This window comes from Bacillus sp. B.PNR1 (assembly GCF_030386235.1).
Classification (GTDB): Bacteria; Bacillota; Bacilli; order Bacillales; family Bacillaceae; genus Bacillus; species Bacillus stercoris.
The window spans coordinates 182,839-200,886 of record NZ_JANYMN010000001.1 but is presented as its reverse complement, the minus strand read 5'-3'; the positions used below and the strand labels follow the sequence as shown (position 1 = coordinate 200,886).

Below are 18,048 nucleotides of genomic sequence, written 5' to 3'. Positions count from 1 at the left end.
CTCTGTTTATTTCGCATCGTACCAAGATGGGCCTGATGCAAAGTCCACCTTTAACGGCACATCTAATGCAAGCGCATGCTCCATTACTTCAGGAACAAGCTTTTCAAGAATTTCAATTTCCTCCTGTGGCGCTTCAAATATCAATTCATCGTGTACTTGAAGCAGCAGCCTTGCTTTCAGCTGTTTTTCTTTCAGCTTGGCAGCCATGTCAATCATAGCTTTTTTGATGATATCAGCGGCGCTTCCTTGAATCGGTGTATTCATGGCCGTCCGCTCCGCAAAACTGCGGATATTAAAGTTTCGGCTCGTCAGCTCAGGAATGTAGCGGCGTCGATGCATAAGTGTTGTTACGTACCCTTTTTGCTTCGCGTCCTGAACTGAATCTTCCATGTACGCTTTTACGCCTTGGAAGCTTTCCAGATAGCGGTCGATAAATGCACCGGCTTCCTTTCTGGTGATGCCGAGGTTCTGTGACAGACCGTAATCACTGATGCCGTAAACAATGCCAAAGTTGACCGCTTTCGCCTGGCGTCTCATCGCAGATGTTACTTCATCCTCAGCAACATGGAACACATCCATTGCTGTTTTCGTATGAATATCCATATCGTTTGTAAAAGCTTCGATAAGATTTTCATCCTTTGAAATATGGGCAAGCACCCGCAGCTCGATTTGTGAATAATCGGCTGCAAAAATGAGCCAGTCTTTTTCAGACGGCACAAAAGCTTGGCGAATTTTTCGTCCTTCCTCAAGCCTGATCGGAATGTTTTGCAGATTCGGATCAGTCGAGCTGAGACGGCCAGTTTGCGTTAAGGCCTGATTAAAGCGCGTGTGCACTTTATGCGAATCAGGTCTCGTCACTTTTAAAAGCCCTTCGATATATGTTGATTGGAGCTTGCCAATTTGTCTGTACTGCAAAATATAGTCGACAATATCATGCTTGTCAGCCAGCTTTTCAAGCACATCGGCAGACGTAGAATAACCTGTTTTCGTTTTCTTTACGACAGGAAGGCCAATTTTTTCAAACAAGATGACGCCGAGCTGTTTCGGAGAATTGATGTTAAACGGCTCTCCCGCGATCTCATGGATTTTTTCTTCATATTCCTTCAGCTTCGCACCCAGTTCTTCACCCATCCGTTTTAAACGGTCAACATCGACCTTGACGCCAGTTGATTCCATTTCTCCGAGAATAAGCGCAAGAGGCATTTCAAGCTCTTCAAACAGCTCAAGCTGATCATTGTTTTCCAGCTCCTGAACAAGCTTTTCCCGAAGGCTTTGAATAGCTAACGCTTTTCGGCCAAGGTGCTCAGACAGTACGTCTTCTGACGGCACTGCCCGTTTTGCCCCTTTGCCGTAAACTGATTCATCGCTCGAAACGATATGCAGGCCATAATCCTTGGCCACACTCGCAACGTCGTCATATGAATTGCCCGGGTTGATGATATAGGCCGCAAGGAGCGTATCAAACTCGGCACCCTTTAGCTCAATGCCCTGCCAGCGCAAGGCAACAACAGCCCGCTTGCTGTCGAAGACCCATTTCTTCTGCTCGTCATTTTCCACCCATTCTTTAAACACCTCAGACTCAACGGCAATGTCTTTCGGAATGAAATAAGCTCCCGTTTCATTTACGATCGAAAATCCGAGAATCGGCTCTTCATGATAATTATCGCCAATCTGTTCAACGACAAATGCAGATGGAGAAACCAATATACCGCTGGTTACGTCTGTAACGATTTCGACATTAATGTCTTCTAACGACTGATCCTGCTCCGCTTCTGCACTGTCTTCCCCAAGCCGTTCAAGAAGCGTGTTGAAGCCAAGATCTTTAAAGATGGCAATGACCTGTTCACGGTTAAAGCCTTGATATTCCAGGCCGGAAACAGATACCTCAATCGGAGCATCCGTCATAATCGTCGCAAGCTCCTTGCTCATCAATGCCTGATCCTTAAATTCCTCAAGCTTTTCCTTCAATTTCTTTCCGCTCACCTCGTCAATGGACTCCAGCAGCTTTTCAACGGAATCAAATTGTTTTAAAAGCTTAATCGCAGTCTTTTCTCCGACGCCGGGCACACCCGGGATATTATCTGAGGAATCGCCCATCAGACCCTTCATGTCAATGATTTGTTCAGGCGTAAGCCCGTATTTCTCTTTGACATGCTCCGGTGTGTAAAATTCAACATCGGTAATTCCCTTTCTCGTAATGGCAACTGTCGTGTTGTCCGTTGCCAGCTGAGTTAAATCCTTATCTCCTGAGAAAACCTTTACTTCAAACCCGTCTTTTTCAGCCGATTTGGCCAGTGTACCGATAATATCATCCGCTTCATATTGGTCCAGTTCATAGCGGCTGATCTGATAGGCATCAAGCAGCTCGCGGATAAAAGGCATTTGTTCGGAAAGCTCAGGCGGGGTTTTCTGTCTGCCGCCTTTATATTCTTTAAATGTGCCGTGACGAAATGTTGTTTTCCCGGCATCGAACGCAACCAGCATATGCGTCGGTTTTTCATCCTCAAGCATTTTCATCAAAATCATCGCAAAGCCGTATACAGCATTTGTATGAACACCTTTGTCATTGCTTAACAGCGGCAATGCAAAAAACGCCCGGTAAGCCAGACTGTTTCCGTCTACAAGCACTAATTTTTTTCGTTCCGTCATTCAATTTCCTCCTAAGAAGCCTCACGCTTCCATTCATCTCTTACATAGTCATTAGCTCCTCTTATTTTAACAAAGTTCAATTTGAAAGGAAAATACGTGAACTATAAGAGAACACACAAAAAAGGACGGGAACACAAATAGGTTCCCGCCGTCAAAATTGGCTCCTTGGATGAAGGGGTTCTACTACATCCTACCAGCATAGGTTTAACAGTGCATGAAGATATTGTTAAACCTTTGTAAACATTAGGCGGACTTTTCAGCGGCCCGTTTCAGCGTCACGGTAAAGACAGTTCCCCGTCCAGGCTCGCTTGTGACATCAATTTTCCCTTCATGAGCCTCTATTAAATGCTTCACAATCGCAAGGCCCAGCCCGGTTCCCCCCGAATTCCTGCTTCTGTCTTTATCTACGCGGTAAAAGCGTTCAAAAATGCGCGGAATTTCTTCTTTCTGAATTCCGATTCCGGAATCGGCGACCTCAATCTGAATGTCTTTTTCTCTGGGCTTTACATTGATAGCCACTGAGCCTCCCTCAGGCGTGTAGGTTAACGCATTGTTTACGAGATTAAGAAATACCTGTTTCAGCCTGTACGGATCACCTGACACATATTGAGGGTCTTTCGGAATATTCAGTTGCAAGGAGATGCCTTTCTCATCGGCCTTATGCTTCAGAAGCGTTTCAATCTCACAAAGCATTTTGGCCGGCTCAAACGTATCGATACTGAGCGTGAAATTTTGCTGCTCGATTTTTGAGAGATCGAGCAAATCCTGAACCAAAGACTGAAGTCTTTCGCTTTCCTTAAGAATAATAGAGAGAAATTCAGAAAGCGCCTCTTTGTCTTCCATCGCCCCATCCAATAACGTCTCCGTAAACCCTTTTATGGACGTAATCGGTGTTTTCAGCTCATGAGAAACATTGGCCACAAAATCCTTCCTCATCTGCTCTAATTTCTTTGTTTCCGTCATGTCATGGAAAACAAGCACAATTCCTTTCCATTCATCGTCCGGCCCCATAATCGGAACGCCGTCCACTTCAAAATAACGCCGTTCTATTTTGATCGGAAGTCTTAACAGCTTGCATTTCTTTGTCTCCGTCATAAAAATATCTTCGACTAGCTGGATCACTTCTTCATGTTCAAATGCATCGTGATAAAGACGGCGCAGCATCTGATTCGGATTGATATGAAACTGCTTGGCGTAAGACCTGTTTACAAGATTAATAAAGCCTCTTCCGTCGATCATAATCAGTCCGGAGCCAATGTTTTCAATGACTGTCAGCAGCCGATCCCGTTGCATTTCCTGCGTTCGGGTCATTTCCATCAGATCAATGGCAAGGCTGTTCATCGCACGTCCAAGCTTATCAGAGCGTCTGATATAGCCGCCGTACGTCCGTGCATCATAGTTCCCCTTAGAAAGTTCTGTGGCTACATTTGTCGCTGCTTCTATTGACTTTTTATAACGTGAGGTCATGCTGGAATAAAAATAAACAATGACGATAAATGCGGTACAAAGACTGGCCGTCAGCATTCCCCACAATTCGCCTTTCAAGCCGTCGCTTTTTTCAGAGGCGGAAAGCAGCACATATCCTGTTTTTTCACCTTCGCTTCTAAGTGAAAGTCCGTAATAAAGCTTGTTATCTGCTGTTGAAAGAATCCCCTCATGGCCAGAAACAAGCGCCTGCACCTTTTGGGAATCTGCCGCTCTCCCGTTTGACCCATACAGCACCTTGCCGTCTGTATCAATAACGGCTGCACTCACATCAAGCGCCTCGCCTGCATCTTTAATGATTTTCTCGTTTGCTCGATCATTTAGATTGCCGGCATCAAGTAGCGAAGCCATGTATTTTGCTTCTTTTTCAATGTGTTCCTCTGCTTTCCTTTGACCAGATGTTTCAAAGAGCTGCTGTAAAAACAGCCCGAGGACACAAAACACCAGAATCAAACAGACAACGAATACAGAAAAAAGGCGCACACGGTTTTTATTCATTCATTTTTGGCTCCTCCAGTTTATACCCCAATCCCCTAATCGTTTTAATATAGATCGGTTTTTTGGTATTATATTCAATTTTGTCGCGAAGATGGCTGATATGCACATCAACTATTCTCGTATCTCCGGCAAAATCATAATTCCAGACTGCACTCAGCAGCAGATCTCTTGTCAGAACTCTGCCTTTATGTCTGCCTAAATAAAGCAGCAGTTCGAATTCTTTCGGTGTCAGTTCAAGCTGATTTTCTTTAAAGTACGCTTCATAATGATCAGGCAGGATTTTCAGATCGCCAATTACGATCTGGCCTTCCATGTCATCGTTCTTCATTTCACTAGAGGGCGCAGCCATTTCCGAACGCCTTAAAATCGCTTTGACTCTCGCATTTACTTCCCTTGGACTGAACGGCTTGGTCATATAATCGTCAGCACCAAGCTCAAGCCCTAATACTTTGTCGAATTCCTCATCCTTCGCTGTCAGCATTAAAATGGGAAACATCAGTTTTTGCTGTCTCAGCTGCTTGCATACTTCGATTCCGTCCAATTTTGGAAGCATCACATCAAGCACAATCAAATCAGGTTTCTCTGTTTCCGCTTTTTTGAGTGCTTCTTCCCCATCCGAGGCGGTAATAACATCATAGCCTGACCGTTCCAAATTGTACTGTAAAAGAGTAACAATAGATTCTTCATCATCCACAACTAAAATTTTCTTGTTCATGCTGTGCCTCCAGTATTATAATTCCCCGACATCCTATTTCTCTATTTTATGTCATCTTAACATGTTTCATGATTTTATTTTAGCGAAAGCAGGACATTCCGACAATTCGCCTTTTACACCATTTTTAAAAGAAATACAAACGATAATGGTAGCGCTTTCATATATAGCAAAAAGAGAAAGGCTGTATCAAGCAAGCCTTTCTCTCTTTTTATTAGGATAATACTTTCATGACATTTTTGACAGATTCAACTGATTTATTCAGCTGCGCTCTTTCATAGTCTGTCAGTTCAAGTTCAATGATTTGTTCAAGTCCGTTGCCGCCTACAATTGTAGGAACGCCAAGGTAGATGCCTTCATAGCCGTATTCCCCTTCAAGATAAGCAATTGTAGGAAGGACGCGGCGCTGATCTTTCAAGATCGCTTCGACCATTTCTGTCAGAGAAGCCGCAGGCGCATAATACGCGCTTCCGTTTCCAAGAAGATTCACGATTTCGCCTCCGCCTTTTCTAGTGCGCTCCACAATTGCGTCAATCCGATCTTTCGGAATGAGAGTTTCAAGCGGGATACCGCCGGCATAAGAATAACGCACAAGCGGCACCATATCGTCACCGTGTCCGCCGAGTACGAAACCAGTCACATCTTTCACTGACAGGTTTAATTCCTCTGCCACAAATGTTCTGAATCTCGCCGTATCAAGCACACCGGACTGGCCGATTACACGCTCTTTAGGGAAGCCGGATTCTTTGTACACCGCGTATGTCATTGCATCAACAGGATTTGTCAGCACCACAATAATAGAGTCAGGAGAATATTTCACGATTTCCCGTGTAACGCTTCTCATAATCTTTTCGTTTGTAGAGACCAGATCATCCCTGCTCATACCAGGTTTTCTTGCGATACCGGCTGTAATGACAACAATGTCAGAGCCAGCTGTATCCTCGTAATTGGATGTTCCCGTAATTTTTGCGTCAAAGCCTTGAACCGGGCTTGCTTCAAGCATATCAAGCGCTTTTCCCTTTGTCGGGTTCTCCAATTGCGGAATGTCAACAAGAACAACGTCTGCCAGCTCTTTTTGAGCGATTAAAAATGCAGTTGTAGCTCCGGTAAAACCTGCTCCGATAACAGAAACTTTTTTACGAGTATTTCCCATGTCTCTCTTCTCCTTTATGGCTAGTTTTAGGCTTTTTCCTTGCTTAGTCCATGTTTTTGATCAGTTCTTCTCCGAACTCTGAACATTTCACTTCAGTCGCGCCATCCATTAATCTGGCAAAATCGTAAGTTACGACTTTAGAAGCGATTGTTTTTTCCATAGATTTGATAACCAAATCAGCCGCTTCGTTCCATCCTAAATGCTCAAGAAGCAGAACGCCTGAAAGAATAACTGAAGATGGATTTACTTTATCAAGGCCTGCATATTTAGGAGCCGTTCCGTGCGTCGCCTCGAAAATCGCATGTCCTGTTTCATAGTTGATGTTCGCTCCAGGAGCAATGCCGATTCCGCCGACTTGCGCAGCAAGGGCATCAGAAATGTAATCTCCGTTCAAGTTCATTGTCGCAACGACATCAAACTCGTTTGGACGCGTTAAGATCTGCTGAAGGAAAATGTCAGCAATGCTGTCTTTGATAATGATTTTTCCTGCTGCTTCCGCTTCGCTTTGCGCTTTGTTGGCAGCGTCTTTTCCTTGTTCTTCAGCAATGCGGTCATATTGAGCCCATGTGAAGACTTTATCTCCGTACTCTTTTTCAGCAAGTTCATAGCCCCAGTTTTTGAAGGCGCCTTCAGTGAACTTCATGATGTTTCCTTTATGAACAAGCGTTACGGATTTGCGGCCATGCTCAATTGCATAATCAATGGCAGCTCTGACTAAACGGCTTGTTCCTTCCTCGGAAACAGGCTTAATGCCAATGCCTGATGTCTCAGGGAAACGGATTTTGTTGACGTTTAACTCATTTTGAAGGAAGCTGATAAGCTTTTGTACTTCTTCTGAGCCTTTTGCATACTCGATGCCTGCGTAAATATCTTCTGTATTTTCACGGAAGATAACCATATCAGTATCTTCAGGTCGTTTTACCGGTGACGGCACTCCAGTAAAGTATCTTACAGGTCTTAAGCAGACGAATAGGTCAAGCTCTTGTCTGAGTGCTACGTTCAAAGAACGGATACCGCCGCCGACAGGTGTCGTTAACGGGCCTTTAATCGCGATAAAATATTCGCGGATCACATCTAATGTTTCAGCAGGGAGCCACTCACCTGTTTTATTATAAGCCTTTTCTCCGGCATAAACTTCTTTCCACGTAATTTTCTTTTCGCCTTTGTATGCTTTTTCTACTGCTGCTTCCAAAACCTTCGAAGCCGCGTTCCAAATATCAGGACCGGTTCCGTCTCCTTCGATAAACGGGATAATCGGGTTGTTTGGTACGTTTAATACTCCGTTAGAGACTGTAATTTTTTCACCTTGTGCCACAATAAAAACCTCCCAGTATGTAATTCATATTTAGAAAACATTTTATTTTTCTTATATAGAAAACAAAATGATTTTTCTCAACATTCAATTTAAAGTGTAACTCAAATTTGATGTTCTGAACAAGAGGCTAACCTCATTGACGCAAGCCAGCCTCCAATGGTTCTTTAGGCTCTTTCTTCAATCGGAACGAATTTTTGTTTGTCAGGGCCTGTGTAATCTGCCCGCGGGCGGATTAGACGGTTGTTGTCATACTGCTCAAGAATATGGGCGAGCCACCCGGACATTCTGCTTACGGCAAAAATCGGTGTAAACAAATCATGGTCAATGCCGAGACTGTGATATACAGAAGCCGAATAGAAATCAACGTTAGGCGGAAGCTTTTTCTCTGATGTGACGATGTCTTCTATACGAATCGACATCTCATACCATTTGCTTTCGCCCGTCAGGTTAGTCAGGCGCTTGCTCATTTCTTTCAGATGCTTCGCGCGCGGATCACCATGCTTATACACACGGTGGCCGAATCCCATGATTTTTTCTTTCTTTTCAAGTTTAGCGCGGATGTACGGCTCAGCGTTTTCCACTTCACCGATTTCTGTCAGCATTTTCATAACGCCTTCATTCGCTCCGCCATGCAGAGGCCCTTTAAGCGCACCGATTGCTGCAGTAATGCCTGAATAGATATCGGAAAGTGTCGCGACGCAGACCCTCGCTGTGAACGTTGACGCGTTCAGCTCGTGGTCAGCATGTAAAATCAATGCTTTGTTGAAGGCTTCAACCTCAATTGGTGAAGGCTCTTCACCGTTTAATGTGTAAAGAAAATTCTCCGCAATACCGTAATCTTCTCTCGGTTCTACAGGCTCAAGACCCTTGCGAATTCTGGAAAACGCTGCAACCAGGCCAGGCACCTTTGCCTGAAGGCGGATCGCCTTTCTGTAGTTGGCTTCCGGGTTCATGGTATCAGCCTCGCTGTCAAGCAGGCCTAATAATGAAATTGCTGTCCTAAGAGCAGCCATGGGATGAACATTTTCGAGGGAATAAGATTTGAAGTGCTCTATAATTTCTTGCGGAACGGCAGCTTCCTTTGCAAGCTGCTGCTTTAACTCTTCAAGCTCTTTTTTGTTTGGCAGCCTTAGATGCCAAAGCAAGTAGATGATTTCTTCAAAACTTGCATTCTCTGTCAAATCATCGATATCATACCCCACATATGTAAGGGTATCGTCAATAATAGAACTAACAGATGATGTTGTTGCTACAACCCCTTCAAGACCGCGTGTCGCTGTCATATATAACATCTCCTTTTCAATAAATTTCCCCTTTAAGAGTGTTGTAAAAACATGAGGCTTACTTAAAAAGCATGATGCAAGTATTTCTCTCCCCCAAAAAGAAAATGCTTACATTTTACTGGCTGCTAGTACTAAAACCCTTTGCTTATGAAAGAACATAACAAATTCTTATAAGCTTATTTAAGTTTAAGCCTATTCTCATTATAAACAATAATCAGACATTTGTTAAATGTTTACCTATAATTTTTTTTTCATTCTGTGATTTCCCCGAAAAAACGCCTTTATTTGCGGGTTTTTGCATACAAAAAAAGCGGCTTTAAGGCCGCTTTTTTCATGAAGTGAACAGTTTTACGATCTGCATGGCTAAATAAGCAATCCCCGCTCCGATCAGCGGGCCCACTGCTACTCCGCCAAAAAGCGCGACTGCGAGAATGGTCCCGATCACAAGGGCAGTTGTAATATGCGGGTCATTTTCCAGCAGAGTCAGGCCGTTTTTGGCAATCAGCGCCACTGCGATTCCCGCTCCCAAGGCGATCCATGCGTAGGAAGACCGCATTGCCTCTCCAAGCTGCTTAAATCCGATTTCTCCCGTGGCAATCGGGACAAGAACGGCGATGGTAATAATGGTCACACCCCAGTTAATGCCTTTTGACTGGATGGTCGGAAATAATTTCTGATCAAGTCCAACGATTTTGATGATCAAAAGGACGGATACAGCAAAAAGCAATGATTGGTTTTTTGCGATAAGTGCGATGGCCAAGAGTAAAATTAAAAATAAATTCGCTTGTGTAAACACATGCCATCCCTCCTTTAAGGTGAATGTATTCATATTCAGCCGCAGCGTGAATACATATAAAAAATAGGACATGCTGACGAGAGGAGGACCGTTTTCGTGAATCAATCTTATATTACTATTTTTTTCAGAACCCTCTTTGTCATATCAATTACCGCAGGGTCGATAGCTGCGGCCTATTATTCGTTTCCGTTAACTTATCCGTTCCTGATCGCCCTTATTCTTTCATCAGTGATTCATCCTGTTGTCGATTATTTGGACAAAGTGACAGGATTCCCCCGAACGATAAATGTTCTGGGCGTACTTGCTTTTTTTCTGCTCGCAGCCTTCGGCGTTCTCACCATTCTGGTAGCCGAAATCGTAACGGGTACAGCCTATCTAGCAAAAACGCTGCCTCCGCATATCAGCACGTTTATTTCCTATTGCGAAAAATTGTTTACAACTCATATTCAGCCGCTCTATAACGAGTTAACTCTTTTGTTTCAAGAATTGGAAACGAACCAGCAGGCTTCCATCGTCACCCACATCCAGACACTCGGTGATTCAGCTGCTAAAAATGCCGGGCTGCTGCTGTCCCACATTCTAGAAATGATCCCGAGGTTTTTCGCGCTTCTTCCCAATACGGCGGCGGTTCTGATTTTTTCTCTTCTGGCAACATTTTTTATGACAAAGGATTGGCATAAGCTGAAAGCCATGCTTGTTTTGATTCTGCCGGATCGTGTGACAGCTAACAGTAAAGCGATCAGCAGCGAATTAAAAAAAGCAATGACTGGTTTTATCAAAGCACAAGCCGTCCTCGTTTTCATAACGATGGTGATTGTGTTTATCGGCCTTTCTCTCTTACAGGTTGAACATGCCGCAACAATCGCTTTTTTAATCGGGCTTGTTGATCTTCTCCCTTACTTGGGTGCGGGCTCCGTATTTGTGCCGTGGATTTTGTATTTATCGATTACAGGCCAGCTGCCTCAAGCGATCGGAATCGGCATACTGTATCTCGTCGTTCTTGTTCAGCGGCAGCTGACAGAACCTAAAATACTCAGTAAATCTATCGGGATCGATCCGCTGGCAACGCTCATCGCCCTGTTTGCCGGCTTTAAATTATTCGGGTTTTTAGGACTGATTGCCGGGCCGGCTGTTCTCGTCATTATCCAAGCTTTCATTACGACAGGCGCATTAAAGGAAGTATGGTCCTATATCACCGTTCAGCAAAAATAAAACAGCAGCCCATGTTACATGGCTGCCGTTTTTATTTGATGATGATCCGCTTATTCTTTGACATTCCTCTCAGCCATTTGAACAGAATCGGCTTACACCAGCCGCGGGTAAACGGGATAAGAAGACAGGCGCCGGCCAAATCTGATAAAAAGCCCGGAAGCATCAACAATAGGCCGCCAATGAAAATGCATAGGCCGTCAGCAATCGCTTCTCCCGGCATTTTGCCATATTGAAGATCACGCTGAACCTTATAATACACTTCGGTTCCTTGTTTTTTTGCAGCTGCTGCTCCGATAATGCCTGTCAGAATCATTAAAAGAACTGTCGGCAAAATGCCAATCAGCTTGCCTGAAAAGAGGAATATGCCGATTTCTATTGCCGGAAACACAATAAAAAGCAAAAATAAAAATCTCATATCCAAGCCCCCCACACGTGTAACACGCCTCTGTTCAACATAAGGCAAGATAAAGAGAAAAGGAAGGGATTCCCCTTCCGTTTTCACCTGTGATTAAAGAACGCTCGCACGGCCTTGGTAGACTGCGCCTCTGGAAGCGTCAACGGTAATATCCTGTCCTTCTGTCAAAATAGATGTCGCATTTTCAAGACCAACGATAACCGGAATGCCGAGGCTCAATCCGACTACCGCAGCATGGCTTGTCAAGCCGCCTTCTTCTGTAATAAGAGCAGACGCTTTTTCAAGAGATGCAATCATATCACGGTCAGTGCTTTTGGTAACAAGTACCGCACCGTCAGTCATTTTTTGCTCAGCTTCTTTTGCATTTTGGGCAACGACAACCGTACCGTAAGCTGATTTGCGTCCAATGCCTTGGCCTTTAGCGATGATATCGCCGACAGTATAAACTTTCATTAGGTTTGTAGTGCCAGACTCACCGACAGAACCTGCCGTAATGACGATAAGGTCACCGTGTTTTACAATTCCGCTGTTCAATGATTTTTGGACAGCATCCTCAAGCATCTCATCTGTTGAGCTTGCATTTTGGCCGCTTTCCGCGAATACGCCAGATACGAGGGCAAGCTTTCTGGAAATAGAGTCATTTACAGTAACCGCAACAATCGGTGCCTGCGGACGGTATTTTGCAATCATGCGTGCTGTATGGCCGCTTTCTGTCGGCGTTACGATCGCAGCAGCGCTCAGGTTAATCGCCGTATGCGCGACAGATTGTCCAATTGCGTCTGTAATTGTCATGCCTACTTGGTCTCTGCGTTTTGAGAGAATTTCTTTATAATTCAAAGCTTCTTCAGAACGGGACGCGATGTTATGCATGGTTTGAACGGCTTCAACCGGATAGCTTCCGGCAGCTGTTTCACCAGAAAGCATGATCGCATCTGTGCCGTCGAAGATCGCGTTTGCAACGTCACTTGCTTCCGCACGAGTCGGACGCGGGTTGCGCTGCATGCTGTCAAGCATTTGTGTCGCTGTGATAACAGGTTTGCCCAACGCGTTGCATTTTTTGATCAGTTCTTTTTGCACAAGCGGCACTTCTTCAGCTGGAATTTCCACGCCTAAGTCTCCGCGCGCAACCATTAAGCCGTCAGACACTTCGAGAATCGCATCGATGTTGTCAACGCCCTCTTGGTTTTCGATTTTAGGGATGATTTGAATATCCTGAGCGTTGTGCTCTTCAAGAAGCTCACGGATTTCAAGCACGTCCGTGGAACGTCGAATGAAAGATGGCGCGATGAAGTCTACTCCTTGCTCAATACCGAAAACGATGTCTCGCGCATCCTTCTCAGTAATACCCGGAAGATTGACACTTACGCCCGGTACGTTAACACCTTTTTTATTTTTCAGTGTTCCGTTGTTTAATACTTTTGTTTTGATTTCGCGTTTAGCGGCATCTACATCAAGTACCTCAAGACCGATAAGGCCGTCATCTAACAGAATCGTTGAACCTTGTGCAACGTCATCGACTAAACCTTCATATGTCACTGAAATTTTATCTGTTGTTCCTACAACCTCGTCCATTGAAATGATAAGCTCTTTGCCTGTTTCAAGCTCAATGCCGCCATTTTCCATTGTATGTGTGCGGATCTCAGGACCTTTTGTATCAAGCAGAATTCCAACGTTCTTGCCAAGTTTTTTGCTTGCTTCACGGATATTTTTAATTCTTGCACCGTGCTCCTCAAAATCTCCGTGAGAAAAGTTTAATCGAGCCACGTTCATTCCTGACTCCATTAATTTCGTAAGCATTTCAATACTTTCACTTGCTGGACCGATGGTACAAACAATTTTCGTTTTTCTCATTTGGTTCACTTCCTTCTGAAATCTTCAGCCTTCAGCTGCATATTAGATAGACAGTTCTTTTGAAAGCTGATACATGTTTTGCTCAACTGTGTGTTTTGTCTCCAATATTTCTATAATATCATGGTCTACAAGCTTATTGTTTTGTATACCTACACAGCGTCCGCCTTTTCCTTCAAGCAGCAGTTCAACTGCATATGCGCCGAGACGGCTTGCCAACACACGGTCAGCAGCACTCGGAGAACCTCCGCGCTGGATATGGCCCAATACAGATACCCTAGTTTCAAGATTTGTTTCTTCTTCAATGCGTTTCCCGAATTCAACCCCGCTGCCTACACCTTCGGCAACAATGATAATGCTGTGCTTCTTGCCGCGTTCGTGGCCGCGTTTTAAGCGGGCAATGATTTCGTGCATGTCATAGTCTGCCTCAGGGATTAAGATCGATTCCGCGCCCCCTGCAAGACCGGCCCACAATGCGATATCGCCGGCATGACGGCCCATTACTTCGATCACATATGTACGTTCATGAGAAGTCGCTGTATCTCGAATCTTATCAATTGCGTCAATTACTGTATTTAAAGCTGTATCGAAACCGATGGTAAAATCCGTGCCCGGAATGTCATTATCAATTGTACCCGGTACACCTACACATGGAAACCCGTGTTCCGTTAATTTTTTCGCACCCATATAGGAACCGTCTCCGCCAATAACAACAAGGCCTTCAATACCAAGCTTCTTCAAGTTTGCTATCCCTTTTTCACGGCCTTCAACTGTTTTGAATTCAGGACATCTTGCCGTATAAAGCTTTGTGCCTCCGCGATGTATAATATCGCCTACTGATCCGAGTTCAAGCTTTTCAATCTTTCCGCTGATTAATCCCGCGTATCCGTTGTAAATACCGTAAACTTCAACGTCATGATAAATCGCTTTTCTGACTACTGCGCGAACTGCTGCGTTCATTCCCGGGGAATCCCCGCCGCTCGTTAATACCCCTATACGTTTCATTCTCCATTCACCTCAGCAACATATATGATTAAACATAACATGATCATTGCCCTAAAAACAATGAAAAGGGATCTCCATCCTCCCTATGAAACCTTACCTATTATACAATTAAATAAATCGTTTTTAAATAAAATTTAAGGAATGTCACAAAAAATAAACGTGAGCCAAAGGCTTCACGTTTATTTAGTTTACCCCGATATATTGATCTTCAACCGAGACTTTGCCAATCGCTTTATATTTTTCATAGCGCTGCTGAATTAATTCTTCTTCGCTCAGCTTCAACAAAGTTTTTAACGATTGTTTAAGGGTTTCGTCCATATAACTTGCCTGCAGCTTTACATCGTGATGCGCTCCGCCTTTTACTTCTTTAATCATATGATCTATAATACCTAATTCTTTTAAATCCGGCGCAGTGATTTTCATGGTTTCTGCTGCTTTTTTAGCAAGACTGGAGTCCTTCCATAAAAGTGCCGCGGCACCTTCTGGAGAAATAACAGAATAAGTAGAGTTTTCCAGCATATGCAAGTGGTTGCCTACACCCAGACCAAGGGCTCCGCCGCTTCCGCCTTCACCAATAACGATGCAGATAACAGGTACTCGGAGGCCGGCCATCTCAAATAGGTTTTTGGCAATGGCTTCGCTTTGTCCTCTTTCTTCCGCTGCTCGTCCAGGGTATGCCCCCTTCGTATCAATAAAACAGATAATCGGTCTGTTAAATTTGTCAGCCTGTTTCATCAGACGCAGCGCTTTTCTGTAGCCTTCAGGATGCGGCATCCCAAAATTGCGGACAAGGTTCTCCTTCGTATCTTTCCCGCGCTGATGCCCGATTACCGTTACAGGAAGGCCGTGGAACTTCGCAATCCCGCCGACAATGGCTTCATCGTCACCGTATGCTCTGTCTCCATGACATTCAAAAAAGTCAGTAAACAGGTGTTCGATATAATCAAGCGTTGTCGGACGGTCAGCCAGACGTGCGATTTGGACCCGGTCCCATGGTTTCAGATTTTTGTAAATATCATCCTGAAGCTTAGCGAGACGGTCTTCCAGCCGTTCAATTTCCGCACTTAGATCCATATCGGAATCTTGGGTGAATTTTTTTAGTTCGGTGATTTTGTTTTGCAGTTCGATCACCGGTTTTTCAAATTCTAATCTTGGAGCCACTCAATGTCACCTCCTGTTTGATGCATATCCAGCAGATTTTCTAACGTTTTTTTCATATCGTCACGATGAATAACCGCATCAAGCTGTCCATGTTTTAATAAAAATTCAGCCGTTTGAAAGTCCTCAGGCAGTTTTTCTCCTATTGTCTGTTCAATAATCCGTCTTCCGGCAAAACCGATCAGCGCGCCAGGCTCAGCGAAATTGTAATCGCCAAGAGATGCAAAGCTTGCTGATACGCCTCCAGTAGTCGGATGCGTCATCACAGAAATGATAAGACCCTGTTCATCGCTGAACAGTTTTAACGCAGAGCTTGTCTTAGCCATCTGCATCAAACTTAATATGCCTTCCTGCATTCTAGCGCCGCCTGAAGCCGTAAAAATAATAAACGGAACTTTATCAGCTTTTGCTTTTTCAATCGCAAGCGTGATTTTTTCACCGACGACTGAACCCATGCTGCCCATTCTGAATGAAGAATCCATGACGGCGACAACAGCAGGGTGTCCTCCGATGGTGCCCTTACCTGTCACAACAGCCTCGTTTAAGGATGTTTTCTCGCGATCTTTTTCAAGCTTTTCCAGATATCCCGGGAAACCAAGCGGATTTTCCGACAGCATTCCCTGGTTGAATTCCTCAAAGGATTGTTCATCCATCAAGCTTTCGATACGCTGTTTTGCGTTCATTGGGAAATGATAATCGCAGTTCATGCATACCCGCATATTTTTATCCAACTCTTTAGTGAGCATGATTTTTTTACACTTAGGACATTTTGTCATAATGCCTTCCGGAACATCGTGCTTCGCTTGATCAGATGGTACGGAAGCATACTTTTTCTTTTTCGTGAATATATCCTTTAACAAATGATTACCTCCCTTTTGTGAAGGGTTCTCTTCACCGCATGTCATCAAACAGATAGACTTGCTAATAACTTTACCGAAACTATTGTACTTTTTTTGTCAAACGCTGTCATCCTCAATTCGACAACTTTTTATTCGATGACGTGCTCGGAAAGGCTGGGATGAAATCAGATAAGGTGTTGAAACGACAAGGTTGACAGCGTATTCAAAAATAATGTTAAACGCGGCTGAAATTTTTTTAAGGCCAACCCCCTAAAAAAATTTCAGCCGACAGTTTAACTTGAGAATAGCGCGCTGGTCTCCGCCAACGCGCTGCCATTTTTGGAACGAATTAAAATTATTCGCCAATAATCGTAAGTTTTCTTGTTTTTTCTGCGACTTCCTCAGGGTCAACAGTGATTCTTGCAACACCTGTTTCCATCGCAGCTTTTGCCACAGCCTTCGCAACAGCAGGCGCAACACGTTTATCAAACGGTGCAGGGATGACATAGTCTGCGCTAAGCTCATCTTCTGAAACCAGTGAAGCAATAGCTTCAACCGCTGCGATTTTCATTTCTTCGTTAATGTGAGTGGCACGCACGTCAAGCGCTCCGCGGAAAATACCAGGGAATGCAAGGACATTGTTTACTTGGTTCGGGAAGTCAGAACGTCCTGTTCCGATAACGCTTGCGCCGGCTTCACGCGCATCTTCCGGCATGATTTCCGGATTTGGATTTGCCATTGCAAAGATAATCGGATCTTTTGCCATGCTTTGAACCATTTCTTTTGTTAACGCACCCGCTACAGAAACACCGATAAATACGTCAGCATCAACGATGACATCTTTCAGAGAACCGTCTTTGCGGTCTTGGTTCGTGAATTTCGCCACTTCGTTTTTGACATCGTTCATGCCGTTCGGGCGCCCTTCATAAATGGCCCCTTTAGAATCGCACATCACAATGTCACGAACGCCGTAATGGTGAAGAAGCTTGATAATCGCAATGCCAGCCGCACCCGCGCCGTTTGCGACAACCTTAATGGATGACATTGATTTTCCAGACAGTTTCAGTGCGTTTACAAGACCTGCTACCGTTACAATGGCTGTACCGTGCTGATCATCATGGAAAACAGGGATGTTTGTTTCTTTTTTGAGGCGCTCTTCAATGATAAAGCAGTTTGGTGCTGCAATGTCTTCAAGGTTGACGCCGCCAAATGTCGGCTCAAGCAATTTAACAGTTTCTACGATTTTATCAACATCGTTTGTGTTTAAAGCAATCGGAAACGCATCTACGCCCGCAAAGCTTTTGAATAGAACGGCTTTTCCTTCCATAACAGGAAGCGCGGCTTCAGGGCCGATGTTTCCAAGGCCAAGCACAGCTGTACCGTCAGTTACAACTGCTACCATGTTCCCCTTCATTGTATAATCATATACTTTGTTAATGTCTTCATGAATATCCTTACACGGTTCTGCAACACCCGGAGAATACGCGAGGCTTAAATCTTTCGCGTTTCTGACCTCTACTTTTGATTTAGACTCCAGTTTCCCCTGGTTGACTTTATGCAGGTGTAATGCTTCTTCTCTTAATGACATTCTCTTAAACACTCCTTATGGATATTTTTTGATTCGTATACTGCTGTGTTGTTTGCTGCATTCTGCGGAGTAAAATCTATCTGAATATTTAA

The 18,048-nt window shown here is 44.3% G+C and carries 14 protein-coding genes; 1 reads left to right on the top strand and 13 read right to left on the bottom strand.

The window, feature by feature from the left end; genetic code table 11:
- Positions 1-6: 6 nt before the first annotated feature.
- The 7 genes from polA to NZD81_RS01040 form a co-directional block, all read right to left on the bottom strand.
- Entirely contained in the window at positions 7-2,649 is a 2,643-nt protein-coding gene (gene polA / locus NZD81_RS01070; protein WP_014664939.1) for a DNA polymerase I, read from the bottom strand.
- A 243-nt stretch (positions 2,650-2,892) separates the two neighbouring features.
- A complete protein-coding gene (gene phoR, locus NZD81_RS01065; RefSeq protein WP_014664940.1) occupies positions 2,893-4,632 on the bottom strand; it encodes a sensory box histidine kinase PhoR in 1,740 nt (579 codons plus the stop codon).
- Complete coding sequence (phoP, locus tag NZD81_RS01060; protein WP_014664941.1) at positions 4,625-5,347, bottom strand: two-component system response regulator PhoP; 723 nt, start codon at positions 5,345-5,347, stop codon at positions 4,625-4,627. The genes phoR and phoP overlap by 8 nt, the downstream gene beginning before the upstream one ends.
- 211 nt (positions 5,348-5,558) lie before the next feature.
- Positions 5,559-6,497 carry a malate dehydrogenase gene (mdh, locus tag NZD81_RS01055; protein ID WP_282373056.1) on the bottom strand — a complete coding sequence of 313 codons (939 nt, stop codon included), beginning with the start codon at positions 6,495-6,497 and terminating at the stop codon, positions 5,559-5,561.
- Positions 6,498-6,540: 43 nt separating this feature from the next.
- Positions 6,541-7,812, bottom strand: a complete 1,272-nt coding sequence (gene icd, locus NZD81_RS01050) for an NADP-dependent isocitrate dehydrogenase (RefSeq protein ID WP_003229433.1) — start codon at positions 7,810-7,812, stop codon at positions 6,541-6,543.
- Positions 7,813-7,976: 164 nt separating this feature from the next.
- A complete protein-coding gene (citZ, locus tag NZD81_RS01045; protein WP_004398810.1) occupies positions 7,977-9,095 on the bottom strand; it encodes a citrate synthase in 1,119 nt (372 codons plus the stop codon).
- 331 nt (positions 9,096-9,426) lie between these two features.
- Entirely contained in the window at positions 9,427-9,891 is a 465-nt protein-coding gene (locus tag NZD81_RS01040; RefSeq protein ID WP_004398695.1) for a DUF441 domain-containing protein, read from the bottom strand.
- 96 nt (positions 9,892-9,987) lie between these two features.
- Between NZD81_RS01040 and ytvI the strand changes: the two genes are divergently transcribed.
- Positions 9,988-11,103 (top strand): sporulation integral membrane protein YtvI, encoded by a 1,116-nt coding sequence (ytvI, locus tag NZD81_RS01035; protein WP_206869254.1) that lies wholly within the window; start codon positions 9,988-9,990, stop codon positions 11,101-11,103.
- A gap of 31 nt (positions 11,104-11,134) precedes the next feature.
- On the opposite strand, the gene NZD81_RS01030 is transcribed toward ytvI, so the two are convergent.
- The 6 genes from NZD81_RS01030 to ystJ form a co-directional block, all read right to left on the bottom strand.
- A complete protein-coding gene (locus tag NZD81_RS01030; protein ID WP_014664946.1) occupies positions 11,135-11,518 on the bottom strand; it encodes an FxsA family protein in 384 nt (127 codons plus the stop codon).
- A 93-nt stretch (positions 11,519-11,611) separates the two neighbouring features.
- A complete protein-coding gene (gene pyk / locus NZD81_RS01025; RefSeq protein WP_040082156.1) occupies positions 11,612-13,369 on the bottom strand; it encodes a pyruvate kinase in 1,758 nt (585 codons plus the stop codon).
- Positions 13,370-13,411: 42 nt separating this feature from the next.
- Positions 13,412-14,371 (bottom strand): 6-phosphofructokinase, encoded by a 960-nt coding sequence (pfkA, locus tag NZD81_RS01020; RefSeq protein ID WP_003229420.1) that lies wholly within the window; start codon positions 14,369-14,371, stop codon positions 13,412-13,414.
- A gap of 183 nt (positions 14,372-14,554) precedes the next feature.
- The gene (gene accA, locus NZD81_RS01015; RefSeq protein WP_014664949.1) at positions 14,555-15,532 is read right to left on the bottom strand and encodes an acetyl-CoA carboxylase carboxyl transferase subunit alpha; all 978 of its coding nucleotides are present in this window, start codon (positions 15,530-15,532) and stop codon (positions 14,555-14,557) included.
- Positions 15,517-16,389, bottom strand: a complete 873-nt coding sequence (gene accD / locus NZD81_RS01010; protein ID WP_040082155.1) for an acetyl-CoA carboxylase, carboxyltransferase subunit beta — start codon at positions 16,387-16,389, stop codon at positions 15,517-15,519. Before accD ends, accA begins: the two co-directional genes overlap by 16 nt.
- Before the next feature lie 334 nt (positions 16,390-16,723).
- The gene (ystJ, locus tag NZD81_RS01005) at positions 16,724-17,956 is read right to left on the bottom strand and encodes an NADP-dependent malic enzyme (RefSeq protein ID WP_014664951.1); all 1,233 of its coding nucleotides are present in this window, start codon (positions 17,954-17,956) and stop codon (positions 16,724-16,726) included.
- Positions 17,957-18,048: the final 92 nt, after the last annotated feature.